Source organism: Maribacter sp. R86514, from assembly GCF_044597005.1.
In the GTDB taxonomy this organism is placed as follows: domain Bacteria; phylum Bacteroidota; class Bacteroidia; order Flavobacteriales; family Flavobacteriaceae; genus Maribacter.
Map to the genome: position 1 here is coordinate 664,629 of NZ_CP138999.1, position 13,341 is coordinate 677,969.

Sequence of the window (13,341 nt, forward strand, 5' to 3'; positions counted from 1 at the left end):
ATTTAATTTTTAAATAGTTGAAATTTAATATTTTAAGATTTGATTTTGACTTACGCTATAAAAAGAAGTTCCGTCAAAACGGAACAATCCCATATAGCCGCCCAGCCAAATTCTCCCTTCATTATCTTCAAATATACATTGTATAGCGCCACTTTTAAGTCCGTCTTTTTCGTTGTAATTTGTTGCTATTGTACCGTTGTATCTGTAAACACCAAAACTTTCAATGGGAAACCAAATTTTACCAGCTGTATCTTCAAATAAGCTCCAAACTTCAGTACTGTTTTCTCTTTCTTTTGTAGCAATTTTAGTGAAAGATTTTCCGTCCCAAAAACAAACTCCTCCGTAATGAGTGGCAAACCAAATGTTACCATTTTTATCCTCTAAAATGTCATTAATAGCGTTATTGCATAATCCGTCGGTTTCTGAAAGATTAAATAATGATTTTCCATCATAATAATAAGCACCTTCGTTAGTACCGAACCACATCGTATTCTTACTGTCTTGCATTATACTATGAACTATTTTAGCACTTGTAACACCTCTGTTGTAATCTGGTTTGGATTCTGGTAAAGTAAACGAAGTAAATTTTTGACCATCAAATAAATTTATTCCCTCTAAAGTACCTATCCAAATGATACCTTTACTGTCCATAAAAAGACTCCAGACATTATTATTGTTAAGTCCATCTTTTTCTGTAAAATTTATAAAAGAACTGCCATTAAATTTTGTTATACCGCGTTCGGTGCCAAACCAAATATTTCCGTCATTATCTTCAATGATTCCCCTAACAGCGACGCCACCAAAACCCTCATCGATAGAAAAATAATCAAGAGTAGAACCGTTATACCTTGCAACACCATCTCCATTGGTGCCAAACCATAGATTTCCACTTTTATCTTGAAATATCCTCCGAACAAATTCGCTTATGGGAATATTGATTTCTGATTGAAGAAATGGACTTTGATATTTATTTTTAGTTAATTCTGTTTGTTGTAACAACGAATCTTTAAATGATGTTCCTGCTGTTTTATTGATGACACTGTGAGAATGTTTTTTTTGTTGTCCATTACAGGAAACGATAATGACTAAGAATAGAATGGTAATTGTTGAAGAAAAACCGATAATAAATCTTTTGTTATTAATGCTCATCTTCAATTTTTTGCTTGAAATTAACCAATTTTTAGCTGCTTTTAATTTAAGTGTAAATTTTATCACATCAATTTTTACTACTTTAACTGACTACTAAATAATAGCTACATGAAGTGTTTAAAGTATTTGATGGTATTTGTATTGTTTACGGCATGTAAATCATATGAAATAGGTAAAATAGACACTCCAAAAGGAGAAATTTTGGTTTGGTTGCATGACGAGACTCCCAATCATAAAGCAAGTTTTATAGCATTAGCAAATGAAGGTTATTGGGATTCGTTGACCTTTAATAGGGTAATTCCAGATTTTGTAGCACAAGGTGGTTGCCCAGATACTCCGGAAGGATTTAATGACCCCGAATATTTGTTAGCGCCAGAATTTGATTCAAAACTTACACATACTTATGGTGCAGTAGGAGCAGGGCGAGATGGCAATGCCGAAAAATTATCGGCTCGTTGTCAGTTTTATATTGTACAAAATAAAGATGGTCTACATCGCTTAGATGGTGATTATACTGTGTTTGGTAATGTTTTAAAAGGGATGAATGTAGTTGACGAATTAGTTGGTGTACCAAAAGATTCAACTGATACGCCGATTACACCTTTACCATTAGATATTTCAATAGTGAAGGTATCCTCTAAAAGATTAAAAGAATTACGGCATGACCTTAAACAATAGAATATTTGTGGTTTATGTAATGTAATCCTAAAAAATACTTTTTTAAGATTAGGCTATTTTATCTCCTGAAGTTAAAAATGTTCTGCTATAATTAGTACAAAGCAAATTGGTATTTACTTTCGGCAACGTAGGTAATCCTATCTTTTGTAGCACTTTTATTTTTCAATCCGAAATGAAAATAGCGTTTAATTTCATTCCAATAGCTAGTTCTTAGTTTCATTTAACTATCGCCTCTACCTAAATATGCACGAATTGAAGATATTTTACCTTCAGAATTAATGGTTATTACATCTACAACATAAAGTATCTCAGTGGAGTCAACTATAATTTTCAATTCTGCCGCTACGGTGTTTTTGTTTTCATATGTAGATAGCACTTCAATTTCTATTGTATCTGCATTTTCAAAATTTTTACGTGTTTCTGCAAGTGCATCTTTTATTCCTTCAACGCGAATTTTCCAGTCACGTAATACAATGTCTTCAGAAAACATTTTTTCGATATTGTTTAGGTCCTTTTCCGCATATTTTTTCAAATATGAAAGGCATACTTCCTTTTTTAATATCTCATTCATAAGGCAGGCTTTCTTCTATTGATTTAGCTTATTTTGTTTTAATATTGAAAATTTACTTCCGCTGATGATGCTAACTTTTTTTAATGGTGAATGAAGCTGTTAGTCCCACACTAAAATTTCGAGGAAGCTTTTCAACTCCAAAAATTGCTCTAGAATGTTTACCTTTTTCTTTAAGCACCTTTACGAATAAGTCTGAAGCCCCATCAACTACTTTGGGCGATTCATCCCAATCTTTACTTGGTTGAAAGTATGCGTCTATATGGTTTAGTCCAACAACTTTATCAAACCCTATTTTCTTGTTCACTTGAGCTAAAACGTTCAAGGCACATAATTCCATCGCCTTGTAACCATCTTCGGTCGAAATTTCATTTCCTAAACGTCCTTGAAATTTAAATTCTTCATTTAAAATTGGAAATTGAATAGCTATGTAAGCTATATTTTCTCTAATGTTTACAGAAACGTAACTTCCTCCTGGCGTTGATATATTAGGTAATTGAAGTCCGATAGTTTTTAATATTTCAATTGGGCTCATTTGTTTTATTTAATTTGGTGCACAACGATTTACCAGAGCGTAGTACGATATTTAGAAAACTTTTTGTTTCCGCCTGCCTGCCGGCAGACAGGTCTGCGATGAAGCTAAAGCTTATTATTTTTCTATTCTAAAAGATGAATACTAATTATTTGACGCTCTTGGCAAATACCCCTGAGACATTTAATTTAACTCTTATGAATGATACATAAAAGGCTTTTATTTCTTTGATCATTTTACTATAGCTCTGATATTAATTTATCATAGTTCCAAACAGTTGCAAATTCTTCATTTAAATTAGCGAGTGTTGTCAAATGTATAGTTTCAGAGTCATATTTTTCTCCGTTAATACCAATTCTGTCAAATGTTGCAGTAGCATCTGAAATTAAATACGTTTCATAGCCAAAATTACCTGCCATTCGAGTTGTTGTAGATACACAATGATTTGTAGTTATACCTACAATAATTAGCGTGTCAATGCTTAATTGATCTAGTTGCTTTTTAAGGTTAGTTCCTATAAATGCACTATTAACTTCTTTAGTAACGATTGGTTCATTTTCCAAGGGTGTTACATTTTCATTAAATTCGAATCCTTTATTTGCTGGGTTTAATTTGGATTTTAGATTCGTGGAGCTATGTCTAATATGAAATATAGGTAATTTCAATTCTCTACATTTCTTCAAAATTTTGCCGCAAACGATCTCAGCGTTTTTGTTGTTTCTATTTCCTCCCCAATATTCTTCGTCTAAAAATGCTTTTTGTACATCGACTAAAATTAGTGCAGGATTATTATCTCTTAATTTCATTGTGTAGTTGTTTTTTAAATTAAGTACAATGGTTAGTATACGGGCAGTTCACTAAATTTTTGAACATAAGCCATTTTTTTTTTGGCATATGATTAAGCCTTATTTTTTGTTTTTAAATTTAATGATAAAACTCAAAATAAGGCTTTGTAGACTTCGTTTACGCAGCTACACCTGGGCAAGCATCAAAGCTTTTTATTTCTTATGCCCATTGTTATTTACTGGCTTTTCCGTTCTCAGATTTCTAGGCTGAACCTTTCTTTAGTTTTGGAGGTCCCACCGATTTTTCGATAAAAATCTATTGCTTTTCGATTAAAATTAGGGGTTTGCCATTGTATGACAATACAATTTTCTGCCTTTGCGTATTCTTTGATTTTTTTCATAAGATTTGACCCTAAGCCTAATCCTCTAGAATCTGCTTTTAGGTATAGGCAATCAAGATAGATGTAAAAACCGGCGTTCCAAGTTGAGAACTGTTTCATAAAAGTAGCATACCCAATAATCGAATTTTTTTGTGCTACTACCAAACACTTTACACTGGCATTTTGACCAAAAATATACTCGTTCAATAATTCAGCTTTATTCTTTACTTCATATTCCGCTCGTTCGTAATCAGCGTGCTCAGCGCATAATTCGATAATTTGTGGCAAGTCTTTTTTTTCGGCAAATCTTATTTCCATCCTTAGTGGTTTTTAACAGGCACATTCCATTTTTGAACCATTTGTAGGGTTCGTACCTTCAGTTGCATAGCCGTCAAATTTCCACCATTCTATTCCTCCCATCAATTCTTTTACCTTAAAACCGAGTTTTGCCATATTCAACGCGCCTTTTGTTGAGGCATTACAGCCGATTCCGTCGCAGTAACAAACATAGGTTTTTGACTTGTCCAAATGTTTTGTGTTTTCTGCGTTCATCTCTCTGTGCGGAATGTTAATGGCAGTAGGAATGCGTTCTTTTTCAAAACCAAAAGCTTTTCGGGCATCTAAAGCTACCATGTTTTCGTTGTTCTCCAAAGCGTCCCATAAATCAGATGGGTCCATTTCGTAAGCAAGTTTGTTTTCGTAAAATTCAATTTGTTTTTGCATGATTTTATGTTTTTGTTTCGTCAAAATTAGTGCTGCCTGAACTCCAATTTCAAATATTGAACCTGAAGCTTTTAATTCTAAGACTGAATTTTTTTCAGCTACAGCGTTTAAACAAATAATTAACTTAGCCCCTTATGGAAATCAAATATTTTAGGTTGATAAAAACAATAGCGGAAGAAGGTAGTATTGCCAATTCTGCCGAAAAGTTGTTTTTAACGCAATCGGCGTTGAGCCATCAGTTAAAGGAATTAGAAGAACGTTTAGGGTTCAAGGTCTTTAATAGGGTACGGAATAAATGGCAATTAACCGATGAAGGTGGCGAACTTTACAAATTAGGAAATTCTATTCTTAAAAGTATCGAAAAGGGTTTTCAGAGCATTGAGCAGTTACGAAGTGGTTCTGCCGGAACTATTAAAGTAAGTACGGAATGTTACAGTTTTTATCAAGGTCTTTCTAGTTTTATTCAAAAAATGGGGCTTTTATATCCAGATATAGAAGTTGATTTGATTCTTGAAGCTACACATCAACCAATTTCGAAGATTTTGTCGAATGATATTGATATTGCAATAGTTACTTCAAAACCAGCAAACGAGATTTTGTCTAGTATTGAGGTGTATGAAGATGAGATTTTTGCAATAATGCATAAAGAAAATCCTTTGAACAGTGTCGATTTTTTGGATGTAAATGATTTTTCGAATGCACATTTGATCATCCATTCTTTTCCTTTGGAAACAGTCTCGGTTTACGAGCAATTTTTAAAGCCTAATAAAATTACGCCACGAAAGATATCTGCAATTCCTCTAACCGAAGTCGCGTTGGAAATGGTTGATGCCAATATGGGAATAATGTGTATGCCTAAATGGGCGTTAAAATCTTTTAAACTTTCTGACGATTTGATTTTTAAAAGAATTGGAAAAAACGGATTGAAGAGAACTCATTATTTGGTTTTTCGCAAAGCGGATAAAATCAAAAAATATGTCAATGATTTTATTTCCAATTTCGAAGAGGATTTTTCTAAGGAATAATTTTTTTGAGTTTGCCGATGGCGGTCTCGTATATGATATGTAGCACTGAAATAAGCGAGAATTTTTGGATAAAACACAAGCCAGATTTTTATATTTTACTATTTATCTTTTTTTTTGGAAATCGTCAATTATAAAAATTTGTCGACTTTCCAAACACACCTTAATTTCGACTAAGCAACTGACTAGCTATGAGTTGTATACGTTGGTACTACACGTTTTTCTGCGTTACATTTCGAGCTGTTCGAATTATTTCGTTATTATAAAATATAAAATTAAGCCGGGAATTAACATCATTACAATGTAAATCAAACGAGTATTTACAAAATATAAAATATGTGTCCATATCCAATCGTACCATTTTACTTTATAATAATCTGGAAATTTTATTCTGAATTTGTTATTATCGATTGGGTCGTGGTTTTCATAGCGTCGTAATATATTTTGATATTCCTTTTGAATTCTATTGCAAAATTCCATTTTTTCGTTTTCAGAAGCATTTTCTTCATAAGACTTATAATTTTGAAGTTCATTATATAAGTCAGCTAAATCCAATGCACAATCGTGAAAATTTTTAGCTTTTACAGGATAGTTTTGTGCGTTTTCTATTAATGAAAAAACTAATACTAAAATAGACAAGGCTGTAATCGTAAATGCTATTACATTCGCATCAATCGCATTTGGATTATATAAATTATAAACAGATACCAATCCAAAAATTATCAGGTAAGCAGAAAGAAAACTTATACTCAAAGTTGAATACTTTGCGATTGTTTTTAATCGAGTATCAGCTGTAAATCGAGTTCCTTTAGTAGACCAAATTTTATGTTTTAGTTCCTCAAGAAATCCTTTGTCTAAATGTTCCTTTCCTTTTTCTTTCTCAAAACTTTTTGTCATTCGCTATGTTTTTCTCAAATGTGTGGTAACGTCTCGGCTATGGCAAGTAGGGCAGGCAAGGAATCTTTTCGTTTCCGTCTGGTCTGCTAGCCAGAGCTTTTTGTTTTGTAATTATTTTTTTCTTTTTTAATTGACAAATCCAAAAGATTTGGCGGACTTAGTAAATATGCCTTAAGCATAAAGTTACTCACTTTTTGCCCTATTTGCTATAGCCATTGTTGTGTTTTCGTACTTATTTTATTTCCTCTATTGAACTTAGTAAATTGTCAAATAGAAGTTTTTTGTTTTTTCTACATTGTGGGTGTAAATACTGAATAACTAGTTTTTCTTCGCTCTTAGCGAACAGAGTACCGTTTGAGGTTTTCTTAAACTCTCCGATGTTTTCAAATAATTGAAGTTCTGAAACAATTCCGCCCGTACCGCAACATATGATTATATTCGGATCGTATAAATCAATTTGTTCTTTTAATAAATCTTTATCTTCATTAGCGTGGTGCCAAATTTGCCCCATATTAGATGATGGTCCACCAGATTCCTTTTTTAAATTTAAAACAGCAATTGTTTTTAAGATTTTTTTTCGGTCATTCTCATTTACTGAATTTTTAAACGTTGTAATTCCATTGTCGAAGTAATTTTGAATTCCGTTTTGCCATCTCGCAATATTATTCCAAGTTCTCCATCTAGCACCTTTTGCAACAAACTCCCTCAAGTCTCCATTTTTCCAGTCATTTACCTCTTTCAAAATGTATAAAACTTTTATTTTACATTTTGTGTATTCAGATTCATTAATCACTCCATCTTTAGCCATTTCTGGTCTTCTTTTCGCCCATCTGGAAAAAAGTGATTTTTCTAGTTTGTTTATTTCCATTTGGATTTTTTTAGTATGAAACACAACAATAGTATATATAACACTAATGTTATATATCCCTCCAATATAGAATATATCAAACATATGTTATATATATCTTTTATAAAATATTAATGATCAAGAATATTATATATCAATTAGATAACAATAGTTTCAGTTAGTTTAAAATACAGTTCAGCTACTAGATAGTACAATTCAGAATATATTTTTATTAATTAAGTAGAAAAAGTTTCATGTTTGCTTTTATTAGGGCAATTATAAAAATAAATAGACTTCTAAAAGGAAATCCCTAATTTTAAAAATTAGAAAGCAATCAATTTAAGCTTACAAACATGAGTAGTTTTTTAAAGGTAGTTAGAACAGCATTGATCATAACCTTAGTTATGGAACTGGTTCGGCTGCTTTTATCAGATTGGGAAAATATAACCACGTATGGCGAATTACAATTTATCGGTATAGCCTTTCTTTACTCTTTTGTGCTATCTATGTTGAATATGTATTTCAGTGACTATATCTCTCAAAAGTATACATGGGAGAATGAAACCCAAAAACGGTTATGGTACGGTGCCGCTGGCTCTATTGTACTTACGGTATTAGGGTTTGGCGCTGTAAGAGCGTTTACTGAAATCTATATATTTGGTAAAAGCTTTGAACAGTACGTAGCCGGGGAAAGGATACAATATTACTTCTATGCGCTATTGGTTACCCTAGTAGTTTCATTGTTTTTACATGCTTTTTATTTCTATAAAGCCTTACAAGATACCAAGGTAAAAGAACAAAAAATTATTGCAGGTTCAGCGTCTGCAAAGTTCGATGCTTTAAAGAATCAGTTAGATCCTCACTTCCTTTTTAATAGCCTAAATGTATTGACCAGCCTTATAGAAGAAGATCCTATGCAGGCACAAAAATTTACGACTTCGCTTTCAAAAGTATATAGATATGTGTTGGAGCAGAAGAGCAAAAATCTTATTTCCGTTGACGAAGAACTAAAATTTGCAAGAACCTATGTGCGTCTTCTAAAAATGCGCTTTGAAGATAGTATCGTATTTGAAATTCCTGATGAGGCACTAGATCCTGAGGCTAAAATAGTACCATTATCCCTACAGTTGTTATTAGAGAATGCGGTAAAGCATAATGTGGTAACCTCTTCAAAACCATTACATATTAGAATATATGAAGAAGACGGGTACTTGTATGTGGTCAACAATTTACAAGAAAAACAAGTAGTTAAAAAGAGTAGTGGTGTGGGGCTACAGAACATTCGTCAGCGTTATGCCATTCTTACAAAAAAGGAAATGCAGATTTTTAAGACCGCTAAAGAGTTTAAGGTGCGTTTACCTATGCTTAAGAGTGCAATTTCTTTTCGAGAAACACAAGACTCGCATATAAGCGCTAAGCGCTATGAAAAAGCGAAAGAAAGGGTAGAACTCATTAAAGGATTCTATGGTAACCTTACTTCTTATTGTATTGTTATACCTTTTCTTGCCTATATAAATTTTAAGACGACCAGTTTTGTTTGGGTTATTTTCCCTGCTATGGGTTGGGGTATTGGTTTAATAGCCCATGGTTTAAAAGCATATGGTTATAATCCGCTGTTTGGTAAAGGCTGGGAAGAAAGAAAAATAAAACAATATATGGAAGATGATAGATTCTGAATGAATTTTAAAGTGAAACACTATGAAGCTAACAAAAAAGATAAAAGCAGCTATAAGCGATAGTGTATTATGCTGGTTGGCAACCTCTTCTGCCGATAACATACCTAACGTGTCACCCAAAGAAATATTCAGTTGTTTTGGAGATAACATGATTATAATAGCAAATATAGCTTCACCACAAACAGTTAAGAATATTCAACAAAATAAACACATCTGTATCAGCTTTATAGATATTTTAATGCAGAAAGGCTTTCAATTGAAAGGAGAGGCTGAAATTATTACAGCAGCTAGTAAAGAGTACGCTAAGATGAAAAATGTATTGTTGGTATTAACCGAAGGCAAGTTCCCTTTTAGTTCAATAACGAAGATTAGCATTACCAGTGCTAAGCCTATAATTGCTCCTAAATACATACTGTTCCCCGAAACTACAGAAGAGGACCAGATTGCCAGCGCAAAGAAAAACTACGGATTTTAAGGTCTCTAAATAGTCTAAGAACATGCTTTCTACAATTCAGTCGTGAAAAATTACAACTGGGTATTTCATTTTTTCAAAACCTGTACGATCTGCCGAAATTTGAAGTATAGAAATAAATTAGTAATCACTAAAACTTTAAAAAGATGGAATCAAACTTCACAACAGACAGCAATTATAAGTATGAAAAGGCAAAAGAAAAAGTACAAGCTATAAAAGGCTTTTACGGTAATTTATTGGCCTACTGTATCGTCATACCATTTTTAGCATATATCAATTATAATACTACAAGTTTTCTTTGGTTTATTTTTCCGGCACTTGGTTGGGGATTCGGTCTATTAATGAACGGACTTTATGCCTTTGACTATAACCCGTTATTCGGTAAGAATTGGGAAGAAAGAAAGATCAAAGAATTCATGCAAGAATAATAACCTAAAAGACTAAAGATCATGGAAAACACAAAATATACAAGAGCAAAAGCAAGAGTTGAAGAAATTAGAAAATTTTATAGAAAAGTAGGATCGGCTATCGTAACCATCATAATTGTAGCGACAATCAATTATTATTTTAATGAATGGAGAAATGCCTGGTTTCTTTGGGTAGTATTCGGTTTAAGTATTAGCCTGTTTTTTAAAGCAAATAAAATCTTTAACTTGAATCCGTTTACGGGCAGAGACTGGGAAGAAAGAAAATTACAAGAGTTTTTACAAAAAGAGGAAAATACAAGAAGATGGAGCTAAATGAATTTGAACAATCGGATAAATTACTAAGAGCCCAAAAGAAGGTAAAAGAGATAAAGGGGTTTTATATTCACTTACTTGTTTACGTACTCGTAAATCTGTTTATTATGACAATTACCATTATGGGGATTATGTCTGGCGGAGCTTCGTTCACAGAGGCTTTATTTAACATCGGTACTTTAACTACTCCGTTTTTTTGGGGAATAGGTTTGGCATTTCATGCCGCTAGAGTATTTGGATATAGTCCTTTCTTTAGCAAAGATTGGGAGCAGCGCCAGATCAATAAATATGTAGAGCAAGATAAACGAGATGCTGAAAAATATAGATAAAATGAAAACTGAACGAGCAAACGATTATCTTTCTAATGGCGAGGACAGTAGTTTTTCTAAGTATGAAAGAGCAAAAGAGAAAGTGGCAAGTATAAAGCGCTTCTATAATCACGTATTGGTTTTTTTGATTATAAATATCATGTTGTACGTCTTAAGACATAAGTTCGTTTTCATTTTGGTAAGTAAAGAAGCATTCGGTAATCCTGAGTTTTTAGATTGGATAAACTGGAATGTCTACGGTACCACCATTGTTTGGGGGATAATACTGGCTATTCATGGAATTATTGTTTATGGCAATATCTCAGCGTACATGAAGAGGTGGGAGGAACGTAAGATTCAGAAATACATAAATTCATATAACGATTAAAGCATATAATTCTAGTAAACCATAAAACCAGACCATGAAAACCATTATAATAGAAGATGAAAAACCGTCAGCACGCAGGTTGGGTAGAATGTTAGATAGTTTAGATTTGACCGTTTCTACAATGCTACATTCTGTAGAAGAGGCCATAGATTGGTTTCAGACCAATGAACACCCAGATTTAATCTTCTTGGATATTCAATTATCGGACGGACTCTCATTCGAGATTTTTGATGTTATAGAGGTTCACAGTGCTATCATCTTCACTACCGCTTTTGATGAGTACGCCCTTAAAGCATTTAAATTGAATAGTATAGACTATTTATTGAAACCTATTGATGATGAAGATCTAGAGCAGGCGGTCAATAAATATAGAAAGCTGTTTAAGTCTGCAAATGAGCCAAGTAAAATCGCTTTAGATTTTGAAGATATCAAGAAATTATTGGTAAATCCGCTCGAGCGCGAATATAAAAAGCGATTTACGGCGAAGGTAGGTCAGCATTTAAAAATTATAAATGCAGAAGATGTAGAATGTTTTTATAGTGAAAACAAAGGTACATATGCGGCTACTAAAGATGGTCGCAATTATTTATTGGATACTACTTTAGAACAGCTAGAAGAGGAACTAAAACCACAGATGTTCTTTAGGGTCAGTAGAAAGTTCTTTGTGAATATAGATCACATTAAGGACATTGTATCTTACACCAATTCTAGATTACAAATCAAGCTAAAGAACAATCCTGATCATGAAATTATTGTGAGTAGAGAAAAAGTAAAAGACTTTAAGCTTTGGTTAGAATAAAATAATTAATATACTGATATTAAGTTATTTACGATATAAATCTTCTTCCTCGTCAATTCTATTTTCATCAAATGCCGATGGTAATAGCTTGGGTATCAGTTTAATGAATATCGGAAGTAAAATAGCTCCGCCAGGTAGTATGAATATAGCTAAAGACGGAATACTTTTAAAAATATCTAAAAGTTGATTCTGTACCTTTTTCTTTTCTTCATTACTTAAATCCCTAACTGTAGATTTTGACAGCAGGGCAACTAACTCTGCACTTTGTGAAAGCTCTTTAAGCAGGCGTTTGCTATTTCGTAGAATCAACTTCTTTACGATTTTACCCATACTGTCGTAAAACTGTTGTGCTAGGTTCTTTTCCTTTAAATAGGGTATGACATCAAAATTGAGTTTAAAGAACTCGGTAACATCGGTAATTGATGTTGAGATAATGGTTCTATCGAATCCTAAGTCTTTTCCTATTCCGAAGATAAATTCAGATTCGGTATAATCTAAAGAATGATCTTCCCAAACCGTAAGGCAAGCTATGTCAAGCAAGTATTTATTTTCCCAGTTGTCCTTATTATCAAGCAATCTTTTACGGTAAGATCCATCAAAACTACTCTCTGCACAATTAATATAGGTTAACGAAGAGGCTAATAGTTGAGAAAGCTTATTATCTTTTCTGTCTTGCTCTTTAGAGCTTAAGGCATCATATGTAATGTTGATGGCTAGGTATTCTATCTCTTCAGCTTTCTTCTTTAAATCAATAGATTCATTTAAAAAAAGCTTAAAAAGCAGTACATCAATAAATAAAAGAGAATTGGTAATAAGACTATTGAAAGTTTTACTGATAATATTGTCTTCAATATAAATTCTTGAAGTCATGAGTTTTTCAAGCTTGGCAGAAGTTTTGTTTCCGGTAAACCACTTGTCAAAAAAACCTGCTCGGCTAATATTCAGTATTTCGTAAAATTTAAATACCCGCTCTATAAAAATCGAATAATCTTTGTCACCTTTAATACGGTAGGTAAAGTATAGGGCGTGTAATAAATTGATTTTCGCTTTTTCGTCTTCAGATAGGGTGTGCTCCAATTCAATGAAACCTGGTATACTAGAATTTAGCCCATATACGAATCCGCTTTTTTTAAGCGTAGAGTATAACACTTCAAAAGTTGGAAATTCGTCTTGGTGTTTTTGAACAACCGAACCATATTTCTCGATCCAACCAGAGGAAGACGGATTCATATCTTAATAATTTAACACTGCAAAGTTAGCTATTTATTAGTTCACGTTTATTTACAAATAGTTACATAATAGGGTATACCAAGGTTTTTTTATAATTCTAAGGGCATAGCTAAAAATAAAAAATTAATATTTTTTAAAAAAAATGAA

Annotated in this window: 18 protein-coding genes; 9 read left to right on the plus strand and 9 right to left on the minus strand. The window is 32.7% G+C overall.

The annotated features are described in order from the left end of the window. Positions 1-24 precede the first annotated feature (24 nt). A complete protein-coding gene (locus SJY30_RS02810) occupies positions 25-1,149 on the minus strand; it encodes a two-component regulator propeller domain-containing protein (protein WP_396634099.1) in 1,125 nt (374 codons plus the stop codon). 108 nt (positions 1,150-1,257) lie between these two features. Between SJY30_RS02810 and SJY30_RS02815 the strand changes: the two genes are divergently transcribed. Continuing rightward, a complete protein-coding gene (locus SJY30_RS02815) occupies positions 1,258-1,827 on the plus strand; it encodes a peptidylprolyl isomerase (protein WP_396634100.1) in 570 nt (189 codons plus the stop codon). Between the two features lie 220 nt (positions 1,828-2,047). Here SJY30_RS02815 and SJY30_RS02820 read toward each other — a convergent pair whose 3' ends face one another. The 5 genes from SJY30_RS02820 to SJY30_RS02840 form a co-directional block, all read right to left on the minus strand. Continuing rightward, positions 2,048-2,398: a nuclear transport factor 2 family protein gene (locus SJY30_RS02820; RefSeq protein WP_396634101.1), complete on the minus strand. Its 351-nt coding sequence runs from the start codon at positions 2,396-2,398 to the stop codon at positions 2,048-2,050. A 70-nt stretch (positions 2,399-2,468) separates the two neighbouring features. Continuing rightward, positions 2,469-2,930: a RidA family protein gene (locus SJY30_RS02825; protein WP_396634102.1), complete on the minus strand. Its 462-nt coding sequence runs from the start codon at positions 2,928-2,930 to the stop codon at positions 2,469-2,471. Positions 2,931-3,166: 236 nt separating this feature from the next. Continuing rightward, entirely contained in the window at positions 3,167-3,733 is a 567-nt protein-coding gene (locus SJY30_RS02830; protein WP_396634103.1) for a cysteine hydrolase family protein, read from the minus strand. A gap of 233 nt (positions 3,734-3,966) precedes the next feature. Then, positions 3,967-4,410: a GNAT family N-acetyltransferase gene (locus SJY30_RS02835; RefSeq protein ID WP_396634104.1), complete on the minus strand. Its 444-nt coding sequence runs from the start codon at positions 4,408-4,410 to the stop codon at positions 3,967-3,969. A 12-nt stretch (positions 4,411-4,422) separates the two neighbouring features. Continuing rightward, positions 4,423-4,815: a rhodanese-like domain-containing protein gene (locus SJY30_RS02840; protein WP_396634105.1), complete on the minus strand. Its 393-nt coding sequence runs from the start codon at positions 4,813-4,815 to the stop codon at positions 4,423-4,425. A gap of 134 nt (positions 4,816-4,949) precedes the next feature. On the opposite strand from SJY30_RS02840, the gene SJY30_RS02845 reads away from it, so the two are divergent. After that, positions 4,950-5,840, plus strand: a complete 891-nt coding sequence (locus tag SJY30_RS02845) for a LysR family transcriptional regulator (RefSeq protein WP_396634106.1) — start codon at positions 4,950-4,952, stop codon at positions 5,838-5,840. Between the two features lie 246 nt (positions 5,841-6,086). Here SJY30_RS02845 and SJY30_RS02850 read toward each other — a convergent pair whose 3' ends face one another. Next, a complete protein-coding gene (locus SJY30_RS02850; protein ID WP_396634107.1) occupies positions 6,087-6,734 on the minus strand; it encodes an SLATT domain-containing protein in 648 nt (215 codons plus the stop codon). 232 nt (positions 6,735-6,966) lie between these two features. Then, a complete protein-coding gene (locus SJY30_RS02855; RefSeq protein ID WP_396634108.1) occupies positions 6,967-7,686 on the minus strand; it encodes a hypothetical protein in 720 nt (239 codons plus the stop codon). 248 nt (positions 7,687-7,934) lie between these two features. Between SJY30_RS02855 and SJY30_RS02860 the strand changes: the two genes are divergently transcribed. The 7 genes from SJY30_RS02860 (at position 7,935) to SJY30_RS02890 (ending at position 11,964) form a co-directional block, all read left to right on the plus strand. Further along, positions 7,935-9,257, plus strand: coding sequence for a 2TM domain-containing protein (locus SJY30_RS02860; RefSeq protein ID WP_396634109.1), 1,323 nt, complete (start codon positions 7,935-7,937; stop codon positions 9,255-9,257). Between the two features lie 22 nt (positions 9,258-9,279). Then, positions 9,280-9,732, plus strand: a complete 453-nt coding sequence (locus SJY30_RS02865) for a pyridoxamine 5'-phosphate oxidase family protein (RefSeq protein WP_396634110.1) — start codon at positions 9,280-9,282, stop codon at positions 9,730-9,732. A gap of 143 nt (positions 9,733-9,875) precedes the next feature. After that, positions 9,876-10,157 carry a 2TM domain-containing protein gene (locus SJY30_RS02870; protein WP_368389755.1) on the plus strand — a complete coding sequence of 94 codons (282 nt, stop codon included), beginning with the start codon at positions 9,876-9,878 and terminating at the stop codon, positions 10,155-10,157. A gap of 21 nt (positions 10,158-10,178) precedes the next feature. Then, positions 10,179-10,469: a 2TM domain-containing protein gene (locus SJY30_RS02875; RefSeq protein WP_396634111.1), complete on the plus strand. Its 291-nt coding sequence runs from the start codon at positions 10,179-10,181 to the stop codon at positions 10,467-10,469. After that, positions 10,460-10,798: a 2TM domain-containing protein gene (locus SJY30_RS02880; protein ID WP_396634112.1), complete on the plus strand. Its 339-nt coding sequence runs from the start codon at positions 10,460-10,462 to the stop codon at positions 10,796-10,798. The genes SJY30_RS02875 and SJY30_RS02880 overlap by 10 nt, the downstream gene beginning before the upstream one ends. Before the next feature lies 1 nt (position 10,799). After that, complete coding sequence (locus tag SJY30_RS02885) at positions 10,800-11,165, plus strand: 2TM domain-containing protein (RefSeq protein ID WP_396634113.1); 366 nt, start codon at positions 10,800-10,802, stop codon at positions 11,163-11,165. A gap of 34 nt (positions 11,166-11,199) precedes the next feature. Continuing rightward, a complete protein-coding gene (locus SJY30_RS02890; RefSeq protein ID WP_396634114.1) occupies positions 11,200-11,964 on the plus strand; it encodes a LytR/AlgR family response regulator transcription factor in 765 nt (254 codons plus the stop codon). A 24-nt stretch (positions 11,965-11,988) separates the two neighbouring features. On the opposite strand, the gene SJY30_RS02895 is transcribed toward SJY30_RS02890, so the two are convergent. After that, positions 11,989-13,194 carry an LETM1-related biofilm-associated protein gene (locus SJY30_RS02895; RefSeq protein ID WP_396634115.1) on the minus strand — a complete coding sequence of 402 codons (1,206 nt, stop codon included), beginning with the start codon at positions 13,192-13,194 and terminating at the stop codon, positions 11,989-11,991. Between the last annotated feature and the right edge of the window lie 147 nt (positions 13,195-13,341).

Bases quoted from the DNA above. Each gene is read 5' to 3' on its own strand.
- SJY30_RS02810 (WP_396634099.1), bottom strand. From the start codon at position 1,149: ATGAGCATTAATAACAAAAGATTTATTATCGGTTTTTCTTCAACAATT.
- SJY30_RS02815 (WP_396634100.1), top strand. From the start codon at position 1,258: ATGAAGTGTTTAAAGTATTTGATGGTATTTGTATTGTTTACGGCATGT.
- SJY30_RS02820 (WP_396634101.1), bottom strand. From the start codon at position 2,398: ATGAATGAGATATTAAAAAAGGAAGTATGCCTTTCATATTTGAAAAAA.
- SJY30_RS02825 (WP_396634102.1), bottom strand. From the start codon at position 2,930: ATGAGCCCAATTGAAATATTAAAAACTATCGGACTTCAATTACCTAAT.
- SJY30_RS02830 (WP_396634103.1), bottom strand. From the start codon at position 3,733: ATGAAATTAAGAGATAATAATCCTGCACTAATTTTAGTCGATGTACAA.
- SJY30_RS02835 (WP_396634104.1), bottom strand. From the start codon at position 4,410: ATGGAAATAAGATTTGCCGAAAAAAAAGACTTGCCACAAATTATCGAA.
- SJY30_RS02840 (WP_396634105.1), bottom strand. From the start codon at position 4,815: ATGCAAAAACAAATTGAATTTTACGAAAACAAACTTGCTTACGAAATG.
- SJY30_RS02845 (WP_396634106.1), top strand. From the start codon at position 4,950: ATGGAAATCAAATATTTTAGGTTGATAAAAACAATAGCGGAAGAAGGT.
- SJY30_RS02850 (WP_396634107.1), bottom strand. From the start codon at position 6,734: ATGACAAAAAGTTTTGAGAAAGAAAAAGGAAAGGAACATTTAGACAAA.
- SJY30_RS02855 (WP_396634108.1), bottom strand. From the start codon at position 7,686: ATGTTTGATATATTCTATATTGGAGGGATATATAACATTAGTGTTATA.
- SJY30_RS02860 (WP_396634109.1), top strand. From the start codon at position 7,935: ATGAGTAGTTTTTTAAAGGTAGTTAGAACAGCATTGATCATAACCTTA.
- SJY30_RS02865 (WP_396634110.1), top strand. From the start codon at position 9,280: ATGAAGCTAACAAAAAAGATAAAAGCAGCTATAAGCGATAGTGTATTA.
- SJY30_RS02870 (WP_368389755.1), top strand. From the start codon at position 9,876: ATGGAATCAAACTTCACAACAGACAGCAATTATAAGTATGAAAAGGCA.
- SJY30_RS02875 (WP_396634111.1), top strand. From the start codon at position 10,179: ATGGAAAACACAAAATATACAAGAGCAAAAGCAAGAGTTGAAGAAATT.
- SJY30_RS02880 (WP_396634112.1), top strand. From the start codon at position 10,460: ATGGAGCTAAATGAATTTGAACAATCGGATAAATTACTAAGAGCCCAA.
- SJY30_RS02885 (WP_396634113.1), top strand. From the start codon at position 10,800: ATGAAAACTGAACGAGCAAACGATTATCTTTCTAATGGCGAGGACAGT.
- SJY30_RS02890 (WP_396634114.1), top strand. From the start codon at position 11,200: ATGAAAACCATTATAATAGAAGATGAAAAACCGTCAGCACGCAGGTTG.
- SJY30_RS02895 (WP_396634115.1), bottom strand. From the start codon at position 13,194: ATGAATCCGTCTTCCTCTGGTTGGATCGAGAAATATGGTTCGGTTGTT.